The following is a 22,534-nucleotide window of genomic DNA, read 5'->3' on the forward strand; positions in this document are numbered from 1 at the left end:
TGCCCGGTGGCGCTGCGCTTACCGGGCCTACAACTGCACGAACGTAGGCCGGGTAAGGCGAAGCCGCCACCCGGCAAATCATTACTTCATTCTCGCCATATAATACGCGTCCACATATTCGCCGTTGCGCAGGGCAAATTTCTTGCCGGTTCCTTCGATTTCAAAACCAAAATTTTTATAGAGGGCAACTGCCGAGGGGTTATCGGCAAAGACCGTCAGTTCGATACGTTCAATACGCAACCAGTTGTCACACAGGTTGATCATCTCGCTCATGAGCCTGCGGCCTACGCCGCGTCCCTGCATATCCGCAGCCACGCTGATGCCGAATGTGGCAACATGGCTGCGACGCGGGTTTTCCATTACGTCCAGTGCCATATGTCCAATAACGCGCTGGTCCAGACAGGCAACGAGATGGCGTCGGCCTGGTTTTGTCGCAACGCGTTCGTGCCACATTTCCATAGAAGGATGAGGGAGCTGTAGCGTGTCGTGATACACATCAGGATGCGACATGATGTCACGTAAAGCTTCTGCATCGCTGGGTTCGATGTGGCGTATCACTATCTCACTCATTCCTTGTTCCTCAGTCAGTTAAAAGGCCCTTCCAACATCAATGACTTTAAAATTTGAGTCAACCGCTATTTTTTGCAAAAAGTATTGGACAAGTGCGAATGAGAATGATTATTATTGCTCTGCATTCAGGAAGACCCCTACGGGAACCTGAAAGCACGACATTGCTCACATTGCTTCCAGTATTACTTTAGCCAGCTTTTAGCTGGCTTTTTTTTTGTTATGGTTAGACTCAGTAACCTTCCAAAAGGACTGAGCTATGACACTACATTGCGCATTTATTGGATTTGGTAAAAGTACGACCCGCTATCACCTTCCGTATGTTCTTAACCGCAAAGACAGCTGGCATGTGGCCCATATCTACCGCCGCCGCGCGAAGCCGGAAGAGCAATCTCCGCAGTATTCCCACATCCACTTCACCAGCAATCTCGATGAGGTGCTTAACGACCCACAGGTGAAGCTGGTGGTTGTCTGCACCCACGCCGACAGCCATTTTGACTATGCCAAACGCGCGCTCAATGCGGGTAAAAACGTGCTGGTAGAAAAGCCGTTCACCCCGACTATTGCCGAAGCGAAAGAGCTGTTCGCGCTGGCGAAAAGCAAAGGCCTGACCGTCACGCCGTATCAGAACCGTCGCTTTGACAGCTGCTTCCTGACGGCGAAAAAAGCGATTGAAAGCGGCAAGCTCGGCAACATCGTGGAAATCGAAAGCCACTTCGATTACTACCGTCCGGTGGCGGAAACGCAACCCGGACTGCCGCAGGATGGTTCGTTCTATGGTCTGGGCGTGCACACCATGGACCAGATCATCTCCCTGTTTGGCCGCCCGGACCACGTGGCGTATGACATTCGCAGCCTACGCAACAAAGCCAACCCGGACGATACCTTCGAAGCTCAGCTGTTCTACGGCGACCTGAAGGCCATCGTCAAAACCAGCCATCTGGTGAAAATCGACTACCCGAAATTTATCGTTCACGGCACTAAAGGTTCGTTCATTAAGTACGGCATTGACCAGCAGGAGACCAGCCTGAAGGCCAATATCATGCCGGGTGAGCCGGGCTTTGCCGCGGACGATTCCGTGGGCGTGCTGGAGTATGTGAACGACGAGGGCGTGACGGTCAAAGAAACGCTGAAGCCGGAAACCGGCGACTATGGCCGCGTCTATGATGCGCTGTTTGAGACCCTCACAAACGGCACGGCGAATTACGTCAAGGAATCTGACGTTCTGACCAACCTCGAAATCCTTGAACGGGCCTTCGAACAGGCTTCTCCTGCCACGATAACCCTCGCAAAATAAGCAAAAACGGCTCCTCTGCACTTGTTCACAATTTTTGAACAGAGGAGTCAATTTTCACCCTCTATGATCCCAGGCCGTTTGCGTCCACACTTATTCCATCGAAACGAACTGAGGGTGAAAACAATGATCTACTTACGCAAAGCAAACGAACGTGGTCACGCGAATCATGGCTGGCTGGACTCATGGCATTCATTCTCGTTTGCCGACTACTACGACCCGAACTTCATGGGCTTCTCCGCACTGCGCGTGATTAACGACGACGTGATTGATGCAGGCCAGGGCTTCGGTACCCACCCGCACAAAGACATGGAAATCCTGACCTATGTGCTGGAAGGCGCGGTTGAGCACCAGGACAGCATGGGCAACAAAGAGCAGGTTCCGGCGGGCGAGTTCCAGATTATGAGCGCGGGTACCGGGGTGCGTCACTCCGAGTACAACCCAAGCAAAACGGAAAAACTGCACCTGTATCAAATCTGGATCATTCCAGAAGAGACCGGCATCACGCCGCGCTACGAGCAGCGCCGCTTCGACGCCAAACAGGGTAAACAGCTGGTGCTCTCCCCGGATGCGCGTGAAGGTTCCCTGAAAGTGCATCAGGATATGGAGCTGTACCGCTGGGCGCTGGCGAAAGATGAACAGTCCGTGCATCAGATTGCCGCTAACCGCCGCGTCTGGATCCAGGTGGTGAAAGGGGACGTGTCCATCAACGGCACCAAAGCGACAACCGCCGATGGTCTGGCGATCTGGGATGAGCAGGCGATCTCCGTGCATGCCGACAGCGAAAGCGAAATTCTGCTGTTTGACCTGCCGCCGGTGTAATAAAACATAAATAAATCCCCATCCTTCCCTTTGACAGGGGAAGGATGGGCTTTGTCCGTGGTAAACTGAGCAAATCTCTCACTTCAAGATTTCTCAGGACGATGAAAAAGAAACGCCCCGTACTTCAGGATGTCGCCGATCGCGTCGGTGTGACCAAAATGACGGTCAGCCGTTTTTTACGTAACCCGGAACAGGTTTCCGTGGCGTTACGTGGCAAGATTGCCGCTGCCCTTGATGAACTGGGTTATATCCCCAACCGTGCACCCGATATTCTCTCGAATGCGACCAGCCGCGCGGTGGGCGTTCTGCTTCCTTCTTTGACCAACCAGGTTTTCGCCGAAGTTTTGCGCGGCATTGAAAGCGTCACCGATGCGTTTGGCTACCAGACCATGCTCGCCCACTACGGGTACAAGCCGGAACTCGAAGAGGAACGTCTTGAATCGATGCTTTCCTGGAACATTGACGGCCTGATTTTAACCGAACGAACCCACACTGCCCGCACGCTCAAAATGATTGAAGTGGCCGGTATCCCAGTCGTGGAGCTGATGGACAGCCAGTCGCCGTGCCTCGACATCGCCGTGGGGTTTGATAACTTCGAAGCGGCGCGTCAGATGACGGCGGCCATCATCGCCCGCGGGCATCGTCATATCGCCTATCTGGGTGCGCGTCTTGATGAACGTACTATCATCAAACAGAAGGGATACGAGCAGGCGATGCTCGACGCGAACTTAACCCCGTACAGCGTGATGGTGGAGCAGTCCTCTTCCTATACGTCGGGTATTGAGCTGATGCGTCAGGCGCGACGCGAGTATCCGCAACTGGACGGTATTTTCTGTACCAACGATGACCTTGCGGTCGGCGCAGCATTTGAGTGTCAGCGTCTGGGGCTGAAGATCCCTGATGATATGGCGATCGCCGGTTTCCACGGCCACGATATTGGCCAGGTGATGGAGCCGCGTCTGGCGAGCGTCCTGACGCCGCGTGAACGTATGGGCCGTATTGGCGCAGAACGCCTGCTGGCGCGCATTCGTGGCGAGACGGTGACCCCGAAAATGTTAGATTTAGGTTTCACCTTGTCACCGGGTGGATCTATTTGAACTGACAAATTTGAAGTAGCTCACACTTATTCACTTCGCGCACGTTTGGATATTGCTTCTCTTTTGCCCCAGCAGGACAATGTTACCGATAACTGTTACCCGTAACAATTGACTGAGGGACACCCTTTGAGCACGACTAATCACGATCACCACGTCTACGTCCTGATGGGCGTTTCCGGTAGCGGGAAATCAGCCGTGGCCAGCGAAGTGGCGCATCAACTCCAGGCTGCGTTTCTTGATGGCGACTTCCTCCATCCGCGCAGCAACATCATGAAAATGGCCTCCGGCGAGCCGCTGAACGATGACGACCGCAAACCGTGGTTGCAGGCGCTGAATGACGCCGCGTTCGCGATGCAGCGCACCAACAAAGTCTCCCTGATCGTCTGCTCCGCGCTGAAAAAAACCTATCGCGACCTGCTGCGTGATGGCAACCCGAACCTCTCTTTCATCTACCTGAAAGGAGATTTCGAAGTGATTGAAAGCCGCCTGAAGGCGCGCAAAGGTCACTTCTTCAAAACCCAGATGCTGGTAACGCAGTTCGAAGCGCTGCAGGAGCCGGGTGAAGACGAGAAAGACGTCTTAGTGGTTGATATCGATCAGTCACTGGAGGGTGTTGTTGCCAGCACCATCGAGGTCATTAATAAAAGGCAGTAAGTTTTGAGTACATTAACGCTAGTTTTGACAGCAGTGGGTTCGGTATTGCTGCTGCTGTTTTTAGTGATGAAGGCGCGTATGCACGCCTTTGTTGCTTTGATGGTGGTTTCTATTGGTGCTGGTCTCTTTTCCGGTATGCCGCTCGACAAGATCGCCGCGACGATGGAAAAAGGGATGGGCAGTACGCTGGGCTTCCTGGCGATTGTGGTCGCGCTGGGCGCGATGTTTGGCAAGATTTTGCACGAGACGGGTGCGGTCGACCAGATTGCCGTCAAGATGCTGAAATCCTTTGGCCACAGCCGTGCGCATTACGCGATTGGTCTGGCCGGTCTGATTTGCGCGCTGCCGCTGTTCTTCGAAGTGGCCGTTGTGCTGCTGATAAGCGTCGCATTCTCCATGGCGCGCCATACCGGTACTAACCTCGTGAAGCTGGTCATTCCGCTGTTTGCGGGCGTGGCGGCGGCTGCGGCGTTTCTGCTGCCGGGACCAGCCCCGATGCTGCTGGCATCCCAGATGCACGCCGACTTTGGCTGGATGATTCTGATTGGCCTGTGCGCGGCAATCCCGGGGATGATTATCGCCGGCCCGCTGTGGGGCAACTTCATCAGCCGTTACGTTGAGCTGCATATTCCGGATGACATCACCGAGCCGCACCTGGGCGAGGGCAAAATGCCATCCTTCGGCTTCAGCCTGTCGCTGATCCTGCTGCCGCTGGTGCTGGTGGGTCTGAAAACCATCGCTGCGCGCTTTGTGCCGGTGGGGTCCACTGCCTACGAGTGGTTTGAGTTCATCGGTCACCCGTTCACGGCGATTCTGGTGGCGTGCCTGGTGGCGATTTACGGCCTGGCGATGCGTCAGGGGATGCCAAAAGACCGGGTGATGGAGATCTGCGGTGCGGCGCTGCAGCCTGCGGGGATTATCCTGCTGGTGATCGGTGCAGGCGGTGTGTTCAAGCAGGTGCTGGTGGATTCCGGCGTGGGCCCGGCTCTGGGTGAAGCGCTGACCGGGATGGGCCTGCCGATTGCGGTGACCTGCTTTGTGCTGGCTGCGGCGGTACGTATCATCCAGGGTTCTGCTACCGTGGCGTGTTTAACCGCCGTGGGTCTGGTGATGCCGGTGATTGAACAGCTGAACTACTCCGGTGCCCAGATGGCCGCGCTTTCTATTTGTATCGCGGGTGGTTCGATTGTGGTCTCTCACGTTAACGACGCCGGCTTCTGGCTGTTCGGTAAGTTTACCGGCGCCACCGAAGCGCAAACCCTGAAAACCTGGACGCTGATGGAAACCATTCTCGGCACGACGGGTGCAATTGTCGGGATGATTGCCTTTACGCTGCTCAGCTAAATGCGGTGATTTAACAAGGCTAAAAATAAGGCCCGGTAGCGTCAGCGCTTACCGGGCCTTTTTATTATCCAGGGCGTCAGGCCGGGCCATAACCCGGCATTGTGTTACTCGCCCTGCGTGGCGCTCTCAATCGTCAAGCGCACGTCCGAGGTAATTAGCTCTGCCAGCATCTGGTATACCTTCAGCGTCTCTTCCGGCTCGGCATCACCCGTATCGCTGATGAAGCCTTCATCACGCAGCGTCAGCACCAGGGAACTGAAGACCGCTTTGTCGAAGAATTCAGGGGCGTTAATGCCGTGCAGAACGGACAGGCGCTGGGCCAGCGTCCGGCTCTCTTTCTCCAGCGTACCGCGGTTGATAGACGGATTCGCGCTCAGCAGCCAGAACGTAATGGCGTAGCGCTGCAGCGTTTCGCGCGCACCGGCCGCCAGCAGCTGCAGGGTGCGGGAGCGTGACGGATTGATGTGCAGCTCGTCGTTGTTCAGGGTAATCAGCCCCTGGCGACGCATCTCTTCCGTCATCTTATCCAGTTCTGTCGCCAGCTCATCCTTACTCCAGCGCAGGAACAGCTCCGCTTTCAGCATCGGATAGAGGGTCTCAAGATGGCGCAATAGCTCCTGACGGGAGATATGACGATGCTGGGTAATAATGGCGGCCATGAGCGACGGCAGCATCAGCATATGCGTGATGTTGTTGCGGTAGTAGGTCATCAGCACCGCCTGCTCGCGCGGCAGAATGATGATGTCGCCGATCGTGTCCTTCTCCACTTCAAACTTGTTCATCTGCAACGCGTGATCGATAAGTTCACTGGCGGTCGCAGAAGGCACGGTTGAATCAACCGAGTACGGCACGTTACGCATCATGTCCAGATAGCAATCCAGCTGCTCCGTGAGCTGTTCACGGGTCAGCGAGCGCTGACGTGAAGCCAGAAGTGCCGTACAGCACAGGTTCATGGCGTTAGCCGCACCGGCGTTGTTAATGCGCACCATCAGCTCCGATGCGATGCCGTTAACCGTTGGCGTCAGCCAGGCCGGACGCACCGCTTCGATAGGATCGATGGACTCGCGCCACTCCGGCACGTGATGGTTCAGGTAGGTCATCAGCGGCATCGGCTCGCCGAAGTTCACGTAGCCCTGACCGAGATTGCGCAGCTTGCTCAAGCCGCGCAGCATCTGCGGCAGGCTCTCTTTCTCTTTGGTCGCGCCACGCAGCTCTTTCGCGTACGTGCCCACTTCCATCACGTGCTCGTAGCCGATGTAGATAGGCACCAGCGTGATCGGACGCGTACCGCCGCGCAGCATGGCCTGGATGGTCATCGACAGCGTGCCGGTCTTCGGATCGAGCAGACGACCGGTACGGGAACGCCCACCCTCCACGAAGTACTCCACGGAATAGCCGCGGCTGAACAGCTCGCCTAGATACTCGCGGAACACGGTGGAGTAGAGCTTGTTGCCCTTGAAGGTACGACGAATAAAGAACGCGCCCAGGCGACGGAAAATCGGGCCCGCGGGCCAGAAGTTCAGGTTGATACCGGCTGCGATGTGCGGTGGCACCAGCCCCTGGTGATAGAGCACGTAGGAAAGGAGCAGGTAGTCCATGTGGCTGCGGTGGCAGGGGACATAGACAATCTCATGGCCATCGTGCGCCAGCTGACGCACGCGCTCGGCGTTATGGACGTTGATACCCTGATACAGGCGGTTCCAGGTAAAGCCGAGAATACGATCGGACAGGCGAATCATCTCATAAGAGAAGTTCGCTGCGATCTCTTCCATCAGCGCAATGGCGTTCTGCTGAGCTTTCTCATGCGAAATTTTCTTGCTGCGCGCTTCGTCTTCAACGGCGCGGGCGATCGCTTTGGAGGCCAGCAGCTTGTTGAACAGGTCCTGACGCGCCGGAAGGCGTGGCCCTACGGCCGCCAGGCGCTGACGGGCGAAGTGCATACGCGCCACGCGCGCCAGTTTTTGCGCGATGATCTTGTCGGTGCCGTGCTCGTCCGCCATGCGACGCAGCGAAACGGAAGGGGAGAAACGCACAAAGCTGTCGCGTCCCAGCCAGGAGACCGCGAAGAACTTCTGGATGCCGTTAAGCATGCGCAGCGGCGGATTCTCTTCGCCTTTTTCACGACCCGGACGACGACCAAACATCACCGATACCGGCACCATCTGCACATCCAGATCGGGGTTGCTGCGGTGCAGGTCGAGATAGTCATGGAACAGCTTGATGGACTCTTCTTTCGGCGTGTAATAGGTAAACACGCGCGGCCCGCCGTGGATGAACACATAGCGTGGCAGCAGCGTACCGTCAACTTCCAGCGGTTCAAGCGGGTCAGGTAAGTCATGCGCCAGACACTGGGCGCGAAGCGTCAGTAAGTCTGCCTTCGAGTTATAAGGCAAAACGTACATAATAGGGCGCGACGTATCGAGCCCCAGTTCCAGCGCGGGTTCTGCTGGGATAGACTTGCTTTTTACCAGGATGCTTAATGGTAAATTAAGTAATTTGTAGTAAATTCGTGGCCAGCCGGACATAAACGATGTAAAGCCTCTGGTTAATAATGCAATTGCGGCGCAAGGATAACAGAAAGCGCGCAAAATTTCTGTTGTTACCCGTCATACTTCAGGCTGTAGCGAAACGCGCTCCGCCTCATGTTAATGACGCTCTTTTTTAAAAAAGGTTCTTTTAATGGCCAATAATACCACTGGGTTAACGCGTATCATCAAAGCCGCCGGCTATTCATGGAAAGGTTTCCGTGCCGCATGGGTCAACGAAGCCGCTTTTCGCCAGGAGGGCGTCGCCGCAATCATCGCGGTGATCGTCGCCTGTTTCCTTGATGTTGATGCGATTACCCGCGTACTGCTTATCGGTTCCGTACTTCTGGTGATGATAGTGGAAATTCTTAATAGCGCTATTGAGGCCGTTGTTGATCGCATTGGTTCCGATTTCCATGAGCTTTCTGGCCGTGCAAAAGACATGGGCTCTGCTGCCGTGTTGCTGGCGATTATCACTGCCGTTATCACCTGGGTCACCCTGCTTTGGTCACATTTCCGATGAGCCTCGAGGAATAATTAAGTCCCTGGTTTTTTGTGCAGTTTTTGGTTCCAAAATCGCCTTTGACTGTATATACTCACAGCATAACTGTATATACACCCAGGGGGCGGAATGAAAGCGTTAACGACCAGGCAGCAAGAGGTGTTTGATCTCATTCGGGATCATATCGGCCAGACGGGTATGCCACCCACGCGTGCGGAAATCGCGCAGCGTCTGGGCTTCCGTTCTCCGAATGCTGCCGAGGAACACCTGAAAGCGCTGGCGCGTAAGGGTGTGATTGAGATTGTGTCAGGCGCGTCGCGTGGTATCCGCCTGCTGGTGGAAGAAGAGACGGGCATTCCGCTGATAGGCCGCGTTGCTGCAGGTGAGCCGCTGCTGGCACAACAGCATATTGAAGGTCACTACCAGGTCGATCCCGGCATGTTCAAACCGAGCGCTGATTTCCTGCTGCGCGTCAGTGGCATGTCGATGAAAGACATCGGCATTCTTGATGGCGATCTGCTTGCGGTGCATAAAACCCAGGACGTGCGAAACGGCCAGGTCGTGGTCGCACGCATTGATGACGAAGTGACCGTTAAGCGTCTGAAAAAGCAGGGCAACACTGTTCAGTTGCTGCCCGAAAACAGCGAGTTCACCCCGATTGTGGTCGACCTCCGCGAACAGAGCTTCTCTATTGAAGGTCTGGCGGTAGGCGTGATTCGCAACGGTGAATGGCTGTAACCTCTTCCTGACAGGCTATGGCACCGCTGTAGCCTGATTCATTCCCCACTCCCGGTATCTTTCATGTCACTGCTGACGGCATCCGATAAGGCATTGTGGCGTCTTGCTCTGCCGATGATTTTCTCCAATATTACCGTGCCCTTGCTGGGACTGGTCGATACTGCCGTTATAGGCCATCTTGATTCACCGGTTTATCTTGGTGGCGTGGCGATTGGCGCGACGGCAACCAGCTTCCTGTTTATGCTGCTGCTCTTTTTGCGCATGAGCACCACCGGTCTTACCGCACAGGCTTATGGCGCGAAAGATCCGCTGCGTCTGGCGCGCGCGCTGGTGCAGCCGCTGATCCTCGCGCTTGGCGCGGGTGCGTTAATCGTTGTATTGCGGGCACCCCTGATCGATCTTGCGCTTCATATTGTTGGCGGCAGCGAGGCGGTATTAGAGCAGGCGCGACGTTTCCTTGAAATCCGCTGGCTCAGCGCACCCGCGTCACTGGCTAACCTGGTTCTGCTGGGGTGGCTACTGGGCGTGCAGTACGCCCGCGCGCCCGTGATTTTGCTGGTGGTGGGTAATCTGCTCAACATTGTTCTGGACGTCTGGCTGGTCATGGGTCTGCATTTGAACGTGCAGGGCGCGGCGCTGGCGACGGCGATTGCCGAATACGGGACCTTTATCATTGGCTTGTGGATGGTCTGGCGGGTACTGGCCATGCGCGGGATCTCCCTGGCGCTGCTCAAAACCGCATGGCGCGGCAATATCCGTAAGCTGCTGGCCCTCAACCGTGACATCATGCTGCGCTCGCTTCTTCTCCAGCTTTGCTTCGGGGCACTGACGGTTTTCGGAGCTCGACTGGGGCCAGAAATCGTCGCGGTCAACGCAGTATTGATGACGTTGCTGACGTTTACCGCCTACGCGCTGGACGGTTTTGCCTACGCGGTTGAAGCGCATTCCGGGCAGGCGTACGGGGCGCGCGAAAGCGGGCAGCTACGGGATGTCTGGCGGGCAGCCTGCCGTCAGTCGGGACTGGTGGCGCTGGCATTTGGCCTGGTTTACGCCTGCTTCGGTGAGCAGATCGTTGCATTGCTTACCTCTCTCCCTGCGCTGCGCGAGCTGGCGAGCCACTATCTCATCTGGCAAGTCGTCTTACCGGTGGTTGGCGTCTGGTGTTATCTGCTGGACGGCATGTTTATTGGTGCGACGCGCGGGGCCGAAATGCGTAACAGCATGGCCGTCGCGGCGGCCGGGTTTGGCCTGACGCTGCTGACGCTCCCCTGGCTGGGGAATCATGGTTTGTGGCTGGCCCTGGCCGTCTTCCTCTCACTGCGCGGGTTGTCGCTGGCGTTTATCTGGCATCGACACTGGCAAAACAATACCTGGTTTCCCTCACGCCACGATATATCGTGACGGTTAAAGATTCCGAATATGAAATTAACCACGGAATCCTTAACTACAATAATTATCACGTCCAGCAGAAAAGAACGTAACGGACGTTACGACCCGACGCTTAACGAAGAGGACACGATGATGAATAAAGACGAAATCGGCGGCAACTGGAAGCAGTTCAAAGGTAAAGCGAAAGAACAGTGGGGTAAGCTGACGGATGACGACATGACCGTCATCGAAGGTAAACGCGATCAGCTTGTCGGTAAAATCCAGGAGCGTTACGGCTACGCAAAAGACCAGGCGGAAAAAGAAGTGGGCGACTGGGAAAAACGCAACGACTACCGCTGGTAACCGGGCTATACCCGAAAGTACAAGGAAGTACACCCTGAGGGCGGCCATGAGCCGCCTTTGCTTTTGACGCTAACGCGGCTTTTTCTTCACCAGGATAGAGTGGTCGTGCTGACACGCGTCCTGATGGCGACAGGCTTCCACCTCCACGCACGCGGAACAGAGCCCGTGCGCTTCAATCACGTTATGACGCAGGGCAAAGCCCATTTTCGCTGCCAGCGTATGCATAATATCTTCCACGCCTTCCGCAGCCTCTTCCTTCACCACGCCGCAGCGGTCACAGATAAACATCGCCGATGTGTGGGTGGGTTGATCGAACAGATGGCATAGCACATAGCTGTTGGTGGATTCCACCTTGTGCACGAACCCTTGTTCAAGCAGGAAATCCAGAGCGCGATAGACCGTCGGCGGCTTTGCCTGCGGCTCGCTTTCGCGCAGCAGATCCAGCAGATCGTAGGCGCTGATGGCACCCTGCTGCAGGCTCATCAGACGTAATACTTCAAGGCGCTGCGGAGTCAGGCGCACATTGCGTTGCGCACACAGCTTTTCGGCCTGCGCTAACAGCTCTTTTGTGGACTTATCCATGTAGCACCCCGGATGTTATAGGACGGAAAACCTTCACTTTATCATGTTCTGCTAAAAACACCGAGATCCGCCAGTCTGTGCTATACCTGACCCATCGAAAACCGTGAGAACCAGAATGAAAAGACCTGACTGCATTCGACACTGGCGCGACGTGGAAGGCGCGGATGACTCGACCTACCCCGACAGCGATGAGCTGTTTTCCATTGGTGCTCCGCTGGCTCGCAAGCTTGGGCTCGGGCGTATTGGCATCCATCATGAGCGCCTGCCGCCTGGGCGCAGAACGTCCTATCCGCATGCGGAGAGCGACGAAGAAGAGTTTGTTTACGTGCTCGAAGGCTACCCTGAAGCCTGGATTAACGGCTACTTGTGGAAACTGGAGCCTGGCGACAGCGTAGGCTTTCCCGCCGGAACCGGCATCTGTCATACCTTTATCAACAACACGGACGATGAGGTTCGGCTCCTGGTCGTTGGCGAGGCCAACAAGAAGCACAACCGCATCTACTACCCGCTCAACCCCGTGTATGCCGCCACGCGGGAAGATCGCTGGGTAGATCATCCCCCGCAGTTTTTTGGACCGCATGATGGAAAACCTGGGAAAAAATAATTTCCTCTTCTATAAATATTGAGGGCCGTCACAAAATATAACAGGCCGTAAGGGAGTTTTACTTAGGGAAAGAAATAGCGGGTCTTTTACTACTTATTCACAGCAATAGTTCGTTCCTGTTTGGGTGATAACAGACAGGGGTTATTTCATAACAGACTATAACGGGCATACTGTGAAAAAAAATTTTAAATTTTCGGTGGTTAGCATTGCTGTCTCCTTGTTTATGGCAAATCAGGCGGGAGCAGCCAATACCTGGACAGAATCACGCAGCGACGCAATGGGTGGCACCGGCGTGGCTTCGGGAAGCTATGGTAGTGGGGCGTTAATCAACCCCGCGCTGCTGGCAAAGGCAAAACCGGACGATGATGTGACGGTCATATTGCCTTCGGTTGGCGCGCAAATCACGGATGAAGACAATCTTCAGGACGAGATTGATAACATCAACGACAAAATTAATCACTACAAGGATGTGGTTGATAATCTCACGCCACGAGAAATTATCACCAATCCATTAGGTTCCATTAATCAATTCCAGGGCGCGGCCAAAGATCTGGCCGATGAGCTGGACTATCTCAAAGGCAAAACCGCACGCGCAACGGCAGGGGCAGGGCTTGCGGTGAGTATCCCTAACGATGTCCTTTCGGTAGCCTTCATGGCGAAAGGCTATGCCCATGGCCGGGTGAGCTCGTCTATCGATCAGCAAGATATTGATTACCTTCGCCGTATTCAACGAAGCAATGTCGTGGCTGCCGGTGTCGCGCTGGACGCTGCGCTGAATGGTACGGATCAGATCACCAAAAACCTCAACTCAACGGCATCCGGCCGGGCGGCGATAGTCTCCGATTACGGTGTTGCTGTTGCCCGTCAGTTCGATCTGGGTGGCGTCCCGGTTTCCGTGGGGGTTACGCCAAAACTGCAAAAAACCTGGGTCTATAACTACACCACGTCAATCTACGATTACGACAGTAACAAGTGGAACGACAGCCGCTACCGCACTGACGATACGGGCTTCAACGTGGATGCCGGTATTGCGGCCGATTTCGGCGAACACTGGACCGTGGGCGTGAGCGGACAAAACCTGATGTCGCGTGATATCGACACCAAAGATATCCGTATCCGCAACGGCCGTACGGGAGAAGTGGTGAGCTATAAAGACACCTACCAGATCCGTCCGCTGGTGACCGCCGGTGCTGCCTGGCACAACGACCTGGTGACGCTGACCGCCGATGGCGATCTGACCGAAACCAAAGGCTTCAAGAGCGAAGATACATCGCAGTACGTGGGTGTCGGTGCCGAGGTGACGCCGCTGAGCTGGCTGGCGGTGCGTGCGGGTTATCGTGCCGACGTGAAGGGTAACGACAGCAATGTCTTTACCGGCGGTGTCGGTTTCGCGCCGTTTAGCACCGTGCATGTTGACCTGATGGGCCTGTACGGTGAAGACGAAACCTGGGGCGCAGGGGCTCAGCTGAGCATGACGTTCTAAAGTCCACCGGAGGCGCTGCGCCTCCGGCTTTTCTTTGTGCTATAGTAGCGCCCCTTTTCCACCAGATGCTTAAAACTTCGCCATGTCGTCAGAATTACAGACCGCTTTCCCTGCACACCGTTTTTCCATTGCGCCGATGCTCGACTGGACGGACAGACACTGCCGCTATTTCCTGCGCCAGCTCTCCCGCCATACGCTGCTGTACACCGAAATGGTGACCACAGGCGCAATCATTCACGGCAAGGGCGACTATCTGGCCTATAGCGAAGAAGAGCATCCGGTTGCCCTGCAGCTGGGCGGCAGCGATCCGGCCGCCCTGGCGCAGTGCGCGAAGCTGGCTGAAGCGCGCGGCTACGACGAGATCAACCTCAACGTTGGCTGCCCGTCCGATCGCGTGCAAAACGGCATGTTCGGCGCCTGCCTGATGGGGAACGCGCAGCTAGTGGCGGACTGTATCAAGGCGATGCGCGACGTCGTTTCCATTCCGGTGACGGTCAAAACCCGTATCGGGATTGACGACCAGGACAGCTACGAATTCCTGTGCGATTTCATCAATACGGTCTCCGGCAAGGGCGAATGCGAGATGTTCATCATCCACGCGCGAAAAGCCTGGCTCTCCGGCCTGAGCCCGAAAGAGAACCGTGAGATCCCGCCGCTGGACTATCCGCGCGTGTATCAGCTGAAGCGTGACTTCCCGCACCTGACGATGTCCATTAACGGCGGCATCAAGTCGCTGGAAGAGGCCAAAGCGCATCTTGAACATATGGATGGGGTGATGGTCGGGCGCGAGGCGTATCAGAACCCGGGCATTCTGGCGACGGTCGATCGCGAAATCTTTGGCATCGAAGGTGCAGACACCGATCCGGTTGGCGTCGTGCGTGCGATGTATCCTTACATTGAGCGCGAGCTGAGCAACGGTACGTATCTCGGCCATATCACTCGCCATATGCTTGGGCTGTTCCAGGGCATTCCGGGCGCGCGTCAGTGGCGTCGCTACCTGAGCGAAAACGCCCATAAAGCCGGGGCCGATATTGAGGTGCTGGAACATGCGTTGCGCCTGGTGGCGGACAAGCGATAACTTTCGCTAAAAGTTCGTCAAATTCACCACGCCCTGCGAATTCTCGCGGGGCGTTTTGCTTTAAGAACAACACGTTATGTCTGGCATGATTCTTGTAATGTTTGCTGCATCATTCGGGAACTCGTGGGAGAGCACCATGCTGGAACTACTTTTTGTGATTGGCTTTTTTGTCATGCTGTTAGCAACGGGCATTTCGCTGCTCGGCATTCTGGCGGCTATCGTGGTGGCGACGGTCGTCATGTTTATTGGCGGATTGTTTGCCCTGACGATCAAACTGCTGCCGTGGTTACTGCTGGCCGTCGCGGCGGTGTGGGTGATACGGGCGATTAAATCGCCAAAAGTGCCCAGTTATCAGCGCAATAACCGCTTCCGTTACTAAGGTATTGAGGGGTTCGTCACAGAGTTGTAACTTTTCCGGCAGCCTGGCTTAGAACAGAATAGGATTTACTTATCGAATCTGTCACTATGACTGCCGTTAAAGAATTCATCGCGCTGTACCCTACATACAGCCGAACTAAAAAAAGAAAGGGCTTCCCACGGGAAGCCCAATTTCTTTTTGGGGCTCAGGGAATCAACAAGCTCGATCCCTGCGTTGCCCGGCTCTCCAGCACCTCATGCGCGCGCTGCGCGTCGGCTAGCGGGTATTTCTGCGCTTCTGCCACATCCACCTTAATGACGCCGCTGGCGATCAGCGAGAACAGCTCGTTGCTGGCTTCCTCAAGTTCTTCCCGGTTGGTGATGTAGCCTTGCAGGGAAGGGCGCGTGACGTACAGCGAGCCTTTCTGGTTCAGGATGCCGAGATTCACGCCGGTGACTGCGCCTGACGCATTCCCGAAGCTCACCATCAGCCCACGACGCTGCAGGCAGTCCAGCGACGCTTCCCAGGTATCTTTCCCTACCGAGTCATACACCACGCGCACCTTTTTGCCGCTGGTGATCTCCTTCAGCCGTTCGACAATGCTCTCTTCACGGTAGTTAATCACCTGCCAGGCGCCCGCCTGCAGCGCGCGCTGGGCTTTTTGGGCATTGCCCACGGTGCCGATCAGTTTTGCGCCCAGCGCTTTTGCCCACTGACAGGCGATGAGCCCGACGCCACCCGCCGCGGCATGAAACAGGAACTGCTCGTCGGGTTTAATTTCATAGGTTTTGCGCAGCAGGTAGTAAACGGTTAACCCTTTTAGAAAGGAGGCCGCCGCCTGCTCAAAGGAGATGGCGTTGGGCAGCAGGGCGGCTTTATCCGCCGGGACGTTGTGGACGGAGCTGTAAGCGCCCAGCGGAGATTGCGCGTACACCACGCGGTCGCCTTCTTTAATATGCTTAACCGCGCTGCCCACTTTGACGACGACGCCGGCCGCCTCGGTGCCCAGTCCGCTCGGCATCGACGGAGGCGGGTAGAGCCCGCCGCGTATATAGGTATCGATGTAGTTTATGCCGATGGCTTTGTTTTCAACCTGCACTTCGTTTTCGCCAGGCGCGGTGGGGGTGAACTCCACCGCGTTGAGTACGTCAGGGCCACCATGCTTGTGAAATTCAATACGTGTTGCCATGCTTCCTCCAGAATGTGGTAATCTTTCGACCCACTCTTTATCTCGGTAACTCCATTCACTATGGCAGGAAACAAACCCTTCAACAAACAGACTGAACCTCGCGAGCGTGATTTCCAGGTCGCAGGGTTAAAAGTCCCGCCGCACTCGATTGAAGCGGAACAGTCGGTGTTGGGCGGTTTAATGCTGGATAACGAGCGCTGGGACGACGTCGCCGAGCGCGTGGTGTCTGAGGATTTCTATACCCGTCCGCACCGTCATATCTTTACCGAAATGGCGCGCCTGCAGGAGTCGGGTAGCCCGATTGACCTGATCACCCTCGCGGAATCGCTGGAGCGTCAGGGACAGCTGGACAGCGTCGGCGGGTTTGCCTATCTGGCAGAACTGTCAAAAAACACGCCAAGTGCGGCGAACATCAGCGCTTATGCTGACATCGTGCGTGAACGCGCCGTTGTCCGCGAGATGATCTCGGTGGCGAATGAGATCGCCGAAGCGGGTTTTGATCCGCAGGGTCGCACGAGTGAAGACCTGCTCGACCTTGCCGAGTCTCGCGTCTTCAAAATCGCCGAAAGCCGCGCCAACAAAGACGAAGGCCCCAAAAATATCGCCGACGTCCTCGACGCCACCGTTGCCCGTATCGAACAGCTGTTCCAGCAGCCGCACGACGGTGTGACCGGGGTGAACACCGGCTATGACGATCTCAACAAGAAAACCGCCGGTCTGCAGCCGTCGGATTTGATTATCGTCGCCGCGCGTCCGTCGATGGGTAAAACGACATTTGCGATGAACCTCGTCGAAAATGCGGCGATGTTGCAGGATAAGCCGGTACTGATTTTCAGCCTTGAGATGCCCTCTGAGCAGATCATGATGCGTTCTCTGGCATCGCTGTCGCGCGTGGACCAGACCCGCATCCGTACCGGCCAGCTCGACGATGAGGACTGGGCGCGCATTTCCGGCACCATGGGCATTCTGCTGGAAAAACGTAACATCTATATTGATGACTCCTCCGGCCTGACGCCGACGGAAGTCCGTTCCCGCGCGCGTCGTATCGCCCGCGAACACGGCGGTATCGGCCTTATCATGATCGACTACCTTCAGCTGATGCGGGTCCCGTCGCTCTCCGACAATCGTACGCTGGAGATCGCCGAAATTTCCCGCTCGCTCAAGGCGTTAGCCAAAGAGCTGCACGTGCCGGTGGTGGCACTGTCGCAGCTTAACCGCTCTCTGGAACAACGTGCCGACAAGCGCCCGGTCAACTCCGACCTGCGTGAATCCGGCTCCATCGAGCAGGATGCCGACTTAATCATGTTTATCTACCGTGATGAGGTTTATCACGAGAACAGCGACCTGAAAGGGATCGCCGAAATTATTATTGGTAAACAACGTAACGGCCCGATCGGGACGGTGCGTCTGACCTTTAACGGCCAGTGGTCGCGTTTCGACAACTATGCCGGTCCTCAATATGATGATGAGTAATTTCTAAGGAATTCAAATGCAAGCGGCAACTGTTGTCATTAACCGCCGCGCTCTGCGACACAACCTGCAACGTCTGCGTGAACTGGCACCCTCCAGCAAGCTCGTTGCAGTCGTGAAAGCGAACGCTTACGGACACGGTCTTCTTGAGACCGCGCGAACGCTCCCCGATGCCGACGCCTTTGGCGTCGCCCGTCTTGAAGAAGCCCTTCGCCTGCGCGCGGGGGGGATTACCCAGCCGATTCTGCTCCTCGAAGGCTTTTTCGAAGCCGCCGATCTGCCAACTATCGCGGATCAGCATCTGCACACGGCGGTACACAACGAAGAACAGCTGGCCGCGCTGGAAACCGCTGAGCTGAGCGAGCCGGTGACCGTGTGGATGAAGCTTGATACGGGCATGCACCGTCTGGGCGTGCGTCCGGAAAGCGCCGAAGCGTTTTATCAGCGTTTATGCCGGTGCAAAAACGTGCGCCAGCCGGTGAATATTGTCAGCCACTTCGCCCGTGCCGATGAGCCCGAGTGCGGTGCGACCGAGCGACAGCTGGATATCTTTAATACCTTCTGCGAAGGCAAGCCGGGGATGCGCTCGATCGCCGCATCCGGCGGTATTCTGCTGTGGCCGCAGTCGCATTTCGACTGGGCGCGACCGGGCATCATTCTTTACGGCGTGTCGCCGCTGGAGAATAAACCCTGGGGGCCGGACATGGGTTTCCAGCCGGTGATGTCTCTGGTGTCTACTCTGATTGCCGTACGTGAACACAAAGCCGGTGAACCGGTGGGCTATGGTGGCACCTGGACCAGCGAGCGCGACACGCGTCTCGGCGTGGTGGCGATGGGCTACGGCGACGGCTATCCGCGCGCTGCACCAACGGGTACGCCGGTGCTGGTCAACGGTCGCGAGGTGAAGATCGTTGGCCGCGTGGCGATGGACATGATTTGCGTCGATCTGGGGCCAGAAGCGCAGGATAAACCCGGCGACGATGTGGTGATGTGGGGGGAAGGTTTACCCGTTGAACGTATTGCTGAAATCACTAAAGTGAGTGCTTACGAACTTATCACCCGCCTGACGTCGCGGGTGGCGATGAAGTATCTGGATTGATCCGCAAAATGGTGGCTCCTGGGGAGCCACCGTCACCGTTTTACGGACGAAGCAGCATTACAAAGGTTCCGGCAATAATCGGTTGCCCGTTCGCCCTGTTAATCACTCGTACCGCGTGTTGCCCCTGATGCTCGACAACATTAAGGTCCAGGTTTGCATAGTGTTCAACGTGCACCTGGTTGATGTCCGGGGAAGGGATCACATGAACAAACCCGGTAGTGGTCCGGTAAATCACTGTCGCATGCCCGACACCGATGATCATTGCACTATAGTCAGCCAGATAGTGTTGAGTCTCCTGCTCTAGCGCCTGACGATTAACGTAATCTCCCAGCATTGACGGAGTGATAATCCGGCAGCCAGCTCCTTTTAGATCGGTACGTGCCAGGTTACGATTAACATCATCCTCATTCGGCGCCTGCGCAGCGAGACCGGGAAGATGGTGGGCAACCTGAAGTGCATCCCACTGGTTTTCGAGAATATCGTTGCGGGAATAGGTACCGAAATTAGCCAGAACCATCTGCAGGCAATTCGGGAAGCACGAATTCTGAAAAACCATATTTTTATAATTAAAACCATATTGATTGGACCACGGCACATGTTTCTCCTTAGTTAATTGTGTTTACAGCACAGAAATAATAAACAGCAGCGTTATGAATGAATATATGCTCTGTGGGAAATGCTATTTTTCGTAGAAAATGATGCAGAACATTATTTGTGGATTGTACTCCTGCTTCATCTTGATGTTAGTCATGCTGTATATGATATTTACCCTATGGCAAATGATGTTTTATAAGATCTCAATTAGCGCTCATACTCATTTTTGGAATATGTTGATGTTAATATTCATAACCTAAAAGAATAGTACTTGGATGAGGTTAAGTTGAGATGAATATATTGATGATCGATGAATTACCGATCTACATTCATGGTATGAAAAATGAACTGAAGAGAGTCATGCCAGAATGTACTTTTTCTGCTACTAACAGCTACGAAGATGCAAAAGAAGTGCTCAAGTCGATGCCTGTTTCGATTGTGCTGCTTGATGGCGATATGGACTATTCTAAGTTTGTTGAAGAGCTTGAGCTTGAATGGCCGATGGTGCCGATAGTGATCATGTTCCGTAAAGCATGCGAGCGAAATTTTAACCTTTATCAGCATCATAATATTAGAGGTGTTTTCACAAAATCACTCTCTGCTGAAAAAATAGTACAAGTTATCAATGTAGTGTTGTCGGGAGTTATCTGTATCCCAGAACAAGTAATTATGCAGGGTACCGCAACGACAATTAATTCACCCGTTCTTATGCTTAGCCAGCGGCAAAAGGAAGTATTGAGCTTGCTGGCAAATGGCGGAACAAACAAGCAAATCGGTAGAGCATTGAACATTAGTGCTGGTACCGTCAAGGTTCATCTGGAATCAATATTTCATCGTTTGCAGGTGAATAACCGCACACAAGCAGCAAGGTTATATTTTAAATACATTGATAAATGAGTTATCATTTATACTCCGTTATATCCTGAAAACTTTTTATTTAAAAATGCGTGACAACGATGGCATTTGTCACGCATTTTGTCATGCGATAATTATCTTGCTAAAAAGAAACGAATGATGATCATTAAGGTGCCAGCATCCTGAAGAAACCAAAAAGGAACACTTGCGCTAAAATTATCATGGCCTGTCAATAAACTTTCAATGTTTAATCCGCTTTGTGCAAATAGCCCAAAAGCTATCGCGGCAAATCCTATCTTATAGAGGATAGGCTGTTTTTTAATTCTATTACTGTATGCGCAAAAGAGAATAATAAAAGAAATAACAAGGTCCAGCATGATTGTTATAAATAACATCCACCAGTCTGTTACGCTGCTCATGTTAGTCCTCTTTATCAGTATTAATAAGGGATGCGTCGGGGAGTGCTTCATTACGTACTCTTTTCTTGATGACTGAGGCGACATCAAAAATATCTTGCTGCTCGTGACGGCGAAAAAAATTTGCCAGCCAAACAATAAGACCATTGCTCATTGCTCCGAGAATATAACCTAATCCCAGGGTGATATCCGACTGGTTTAAATCAATCTTCAACCATCTTGCGGCCAGACCGCCTAACGCTACGGCGGCACCCATACTGATTCCACCAAATATAATGCCTGCAATGAACTTACTGTGCTGATGTAAGCGCTGTGGTTGCCAAAAAAAAGATATACTGACACCACCGAATAATCCTGCGAGAGCCAGGAGTGAAGCGCTAATTAAAGCTGGAGGAACGGAGGTATACATGACAATCTCCTCATTGATAACAAGACCCTCGCAGGAGGGTCTTTTTGTGAATAAAAGCCACATTATTATGTCTATTTGACATATTTGGTCAGTGTCTGACCAACGCCATTTATAAATATTTGCTGCTTATAGCTTTGTAGCGCTACGTTATCAACCAGGTCGTTTGGTATAATGATTTCCATATCGTTACTATCTTCGTTATTGTAACATTTAAAGTAGAAACGATAGCGGGCTAGTGTGGGTATTAACAAATCACTATCCGCTACGGGAATTTCTATTCTGCGTAATGCTTCTTTAATTTCATTTAATAATGCCGTCTTGTCCTGCACCGGGGATTTAAATCTCTCATCCTGGCATACAATAATACGCGCAGGTGTAGTTATGTTCACAATGTTCAGATAGGCCGTCCCATTCCCCTGATTGTCAGTGCAATCTGGCATATAGCCGAATGTCAGGGTTTCCGTACTACCCGTATAAAATCCAGACCATTCATCATTGTTTGTTGCCTCACTACGATACTTCGTTGAATCCCAGTCTTTTGCTTTATATTTGCAGGCCTTGTAGCCGAGCACGCCTGCTGGAAGACATTCTGTTTTCAGTTCCATCATGCTTCTCCGGTGTTAACGTATGGATTAATTGCAGGCGTTTACTTCCACTAAATGTTGGTATTTATCGGTGGTGATATAGCGCTGAGGTCCGGAAAGGGTGTAGATCAGTCGTTTGGTCCCCCGGTATCCTTTAGAAACATCAATATCGGCGCTAAACCAGGATTGTGCTGAGGGAAGTTTTGAACTGACATAGTTATCCCCGCCTATCCATTTGTTATTGGTGGGTTTAATACCCCAGAGTGTTTCTGTTTCATTACCCGACCATCCCTGACGTTTCGCTTCATCACTGGTGATGTAGCGCGGCGGCAGTCGCCCAGTTTGTGTGAGACTGCGCAATATTTTTGCCAGATCATCCACATCATTTATTCGGGCGGTACCCTGTAAAGACAGGAAGGTATTAACGTCCTTAATCTCACTCTCGCAGGTGGGTAACGCTGCATTGACCTGCATAACGGTAAGCAGGGGTACAAAGAAAATCACTTTTTTTAAAGCCACAGATGATGTCATGTTAACCT

Annotated in this window: 25 protein-coding genes; 16 read left to right on the forward strand and 9 right to left on the reverse strand. The window is 54.0% G+C overall.

The window, feature by feature from the left end; translation table 11 throughout:
• Positions 1 to 81: 81 nt before the first annotated feature.
• Entirely contained in the window at positions 82 to 570 is a 489-nt protein-coding gene (gene yhhY, locus ACOTXF_RS12045; RefSeq protein WP_008503358.1) for an N-acetyltransferase, read from the reverse strand.
• Between the two features lie 256 nt (positions 571 to 826).
• Here yhhY and ACOTXF_RS12050 point away from each other — a divergent pair, with 256 nt between their 5' ends.
• The 5 genes from ACOTXF_RS12050 (at position 827) to gntU (ending at position 5,778) form a co-directional block, all read left to right on the forward strand.
• On the forward strand, positions 827 to 1,864 hold the full coding sequence (locus tag ACOTXF_RS12050; protein ID WP_047745043.1) for an oxidoreductase: 1,038 nt from the start codon (positions 827 to 829) through the stop codon (positions 1,862 to 1,864).
• A 123-nt stretch (positions 1,865 to 1,987) separates the two neighbouring features.
• On the forward strand, positions 1,988 to 2,683 hold the full coding sequence (locus tag ACOTXF_RS12055; RefSeq protein ID WP_021242746.1) for a pirin family protein: 696 nt from the start codon (positions 1,988 to 1,990) through the stop codon (positions 2,681 to 2,683).
• Positions 2,684 to 2,784: 101 nt separating this feature from the next.
• On the forward strand, positions 2,785 to 3,780 hold the full coding sequence (gene gntR / locus ACOTXF_RS12060; protein ID WP_021242747.1) for a gluconate operon transcriptional repressor GntR: 996 nt from the start codon (positions 2,785 to 2,787) through the stop codon (positions 3,778 to 3,780).
• Positions 3,781 to 3,906: 126 nt separating this feature from the next.
• Positions 3,907 to 4,434, forward strand: coding sequence for a gluconokinase (gene gntK, locus ACOTXF_RS12065; protein ID WP_008503362.1), 528 nt, complete (start codon positions 3,907 to 3,909; stop codon positions 4,432 to 4,434).
• A 3-nt stretch (positions 4,435 to 4,437) separates the two neighbouring features.
• A complete protein-coding gene (gene gntU, locus ACOTXF_RS12070) occupies positions 4,438 to 5,778 on the forward strand; it encodes a gluconate transporter (protein WP_232926926.1) in 1,341 nt (446 codons plus the stop codon).
• A gap of 104 nt (positions 5,779 to 5,882) precedes the next feature.
• Here the strand turns inward: gntU and plsB are convergent, their stop codons facing one another.
• A complete protein-coding gene (plsB, locus tag ACOTXF_RS12075; RefSeq protein WP_032675776.1) occupies positions 5,883 to 8,303 on the reverse strand; it encodes a glycerol-3-phosphate 1-O-acyltransferase PlsB in 2,421 nt (806 codons plus the stop codon).
• 154 nt (positions 8,304 to 8,457) lie between these two features.
• Between plsB and ACOTXF_RS12080 the strand changes: the two genes are divergently transcribed.
• The 4 genes from ACOTXF_RS12080 (at position 8,458) to ACOTXF_RS12095 (ending at position 11,274) form a co-directional block, all read left to right on the forward strand.
• A complete protein-coding gene (locus ACOTXF_RS12080; protein ID WP_021242750.1) occupies positions 8,458 to 8,826 on the forward strand; it encodes a diacylglycerol kinase in 369 nt (122 codons plus the stop codon).
• A gap of 108 nt (positions 8,827 to 8,934) precedes the next feature.
• Positions 8,935 to 9,543, forward strand: coding sequence for a transcriptional repressor LexA (gene lexA / locus ACOTXF_RS12085; RefSeq protein WP_008503366.1), 609 nt, complete (start codon positions 8,935 to 8,937; stop codon positions 9,541 to 9,543).
• A gap of 63 nt (positions 9,544 to 9,606) precedes the next feature.
• Positions 9,607 to 10,944 (forward strand): MATE family efflux transporter DinF, encoded by a 1,338-nt coding sequence (dinF, locus tag ACOTXF_RS12090; protein WP_045417732.1) that lies wholly within the window; start codon positions 9,607 to 9,609, stop codon positions 10,942 to 10,944.
• 120 nt (positions 10,945 to 11,064) lie between these two features.
• Complete coding sequence (locus tag ACOTXF_RS12095; RefSeq protein ID WP_014830284.1) at positions 11,065 to 11,274, forward strand: CsbD family protein; 210 nt, start codon at positions 11,065 to 11,067, stop codon at positions 11,272 to 11,274.
• Positions 11,275 to 11,343: 69 nt separating this feature from the next.
• Here ACOTXF_RS12095 and zur read toward each other — a convergent pair whose 3' ends face one another.
• Complete coding sequence (gene zur / locus ACOTXF_RS12100) at positions 11,344 to 11,856, reverse strand: zinc uptake transcriptional repressor Zur (RefSeq protein ID WP_008503369.1); 513 nt, start codon at positions 11,854 to 11,856, stop codon at positions 11,344 to 11,346.
• A gap of 115 nt (positions 11,857 to 11,971) precedes the next feature.
• On the opposite strand from zur, the gene ACOTXF_RS12105 reads away from it, so the two are divergent.
• From ACOTXF_RS12105 to pspG, 4 genes are all read left to right on the forward strand, one after another.
• A complete protein-coding gene (locus ACOTXF_RS12105; RefSeq protein WP_008503370.1) occupies positions 11,972 to 12,460 on the forward strand; it encodes a cupin domain-containing protein in 489 nt (162 codons plus the stop codon).
• Positions 12,461 to 12,632: 172 nt separating this feature from the next.
• Entirely contained in the window at positions 12,633 to 13,943 is a 1,311-nt protein-coding gene (locus ACOTXF_RS12110; protein ID WP_021242754.1) for a conjugal transfer protein TraF, read from the forward strand.
• Between the two features lie 82 nt (positions 13,944 to 14,025).
• Positions 14,026 to 15,021, forward strand: coding sequence for a tRNA dihydrouridine(20/20a) synthase DusA (gene dusA / locus ACOTXF_RS12115; protein ID WP_023293522.1), 996 nt, complete (start codon positions 14,026 to 14,028; stop codon positions 15,019 to 15,021).
• 136 nt (positions 15,022 to 15,157) lie between these two features.
• Positions 15,158 to 15,400 carry an envelope stress response protein PspG gene (pspG, locus tag ACOTXF_RS12120; protein ID WP_023293521.1) on the forward strand — a complete coding sequence of 81 codons (243 nt, stop codon included), beginning with the start codon at positions 15,158 to 15,160 and terminating at the stop codon, positions 15,398 to 15,400.
• A 184-nt stretch (positions 15,401 to 15,584) separates the two neighbouring features.
• Here the strand turns inward: pspG and ACOTXF_RS12125 are convergent, their stop codons facing one another.
• The gene (locus tag ACOTXF_RS12125; RefSeq protein ID WP_008503374.1) at positions 15,585 to 16,568 is read right to left on the reverse strand and encodes a quinone oxidoreductase; all 984 of its coding nucleotides are present in this window, start codon (positions 16,566 to 16,568) and stop codon (positions 15,585 to 15,587) included.
• Between the two features lie 60 nt (positions 16,569 to 16,628).
• Between ACOTXF_RS12125 and dnaB the strand changes: the two genes are divergently transcribed.
• A complete protein-coding gene (dnaB, locus tag ACOTXF_RS12130; protein ID WP_008503375.1) occupies positions 16,629 to 18,041 on the forward strand; it encodes a replicative DNA helicase in 1,413 nt (470 codons plus the stop codon).
• A 16-nt stretch (positions 18,042 to 18,057) separates the two neighbouring features.
• Positions 18,058 to 19,137, forward strand: a complete 1,080-nt coding sequence (gene alr, locus ACOTXF_RS12135) for an alanine racemase (RefSeq protein ID WP_234115286.1) — start codon at positions 18,058 to 18,060, stop codon at positions 19,135 to 19,137.
• A gap of 40 nt (positions 19,138 to 19,177) precedes the next feature.
• Here alr and ACOTXF_RS12140 read toward each other — a convergent pair whose 3' ends face one another.
• Complete coding sequence (locus ACOTXF_RS12140; protein WP_249577485.1) at positions 19,178 to 19,654, reverse strand: hypothetical protein; 477 nt, start codon at positions 19,652 to 19,654, stop codon at positions 19,178 to 19,180.
• Between the two features lie 380 nt (positions 19,655 to 20,034).
• Here ACOTXF_RS12140 and ACOTXF_RS12145 point away from each other — a divergent pair, with 380 nt between their 5' ends.
• Positions 20,035 to 20,628: a helix-turn-helix transcriptional regulator gene (locus tag ACOTXF_RS12145; RefSeq protein ID WP_223861881.1), complete on the forward strand. Its 594-nt coding sequence runs from the start codon at positions 20,035 to 20,037 to the stop codon at positions 20,626 to 20,628.
• A 92-nt stretch (positions 20,629 to 20,720) separates the two neighbouring features.
• Here the strand turns inward: ACOTXF_RS12145 and ACOTXF_RS12150 are convergent, their stop codons facing one another.
• From ACOTXF_RS12150 to ACOTXF_RS12165, 4 genes are all read right to left on the reverse strand, one after another.
• Positions 20,721 to 21,005 (reverse strand): hypothetical protein, encoded by a 285-nt coding sequence (locus ACOTXF_RS12150; protein ID WP_045335159.1) that lies wholly within the window; start codon positions 21,003 to 21,005, stop codon positions 20,721 to 20,723.
• Position 21,006: 1 nt separating this feature from the next.
• Positions 21,007 to 21,411: a hypothetical protein gene (locus ACOTXF_RS12155; protein WP_045335161.1), complete on the reverse strand. Its 405-nt coding sequence runs from the start codon at positions 21,409 to 21,411 to the stop codon at positions 21,007 to 21,009.
• 71 nt (positions 21,412 to 21,482) lie between these two features.
• The gene (locus ACOTXF_RS12160) at positions 21,483 to 22,019 is read right to left on the reverse strand and encodes a hypothetical protein (RefSeq protein WP_049107607.1); all 537 of its coding nucleotides are present in this window, start codon (positions 22,017 to 22,019) and stop codon (positions 21,483 to 21,485) included.
• Positions 22,020 to 22,043: 24 nt separating this feature from the next.
• Positions 22,044 to 22,526: a ribonuclease domain-containing protein gene (locus ACOTXF_RS12165; RefSeq protein ID WP_045417719.1), complete on the reverse strand. Its 483-nt coding sequence runs from the start codon at positions 22,524 to 22,526 to the stop codon at positions 22,044 to 22,046.
• Positions 22,527 to 22,534 lie beyond the last annotated feature (8 nt).

Source organism: Enterobacter cloacae complex sp. IR53041, assembly GCF_049238285.1.
GTDB classification, from domain to species: Bacteria; Pseudomonadota; Gammaproteobacteria; order Enterobacterales; family Enterobacteriaceae; genus Enterobacter; species Enterobacter roggenkampii.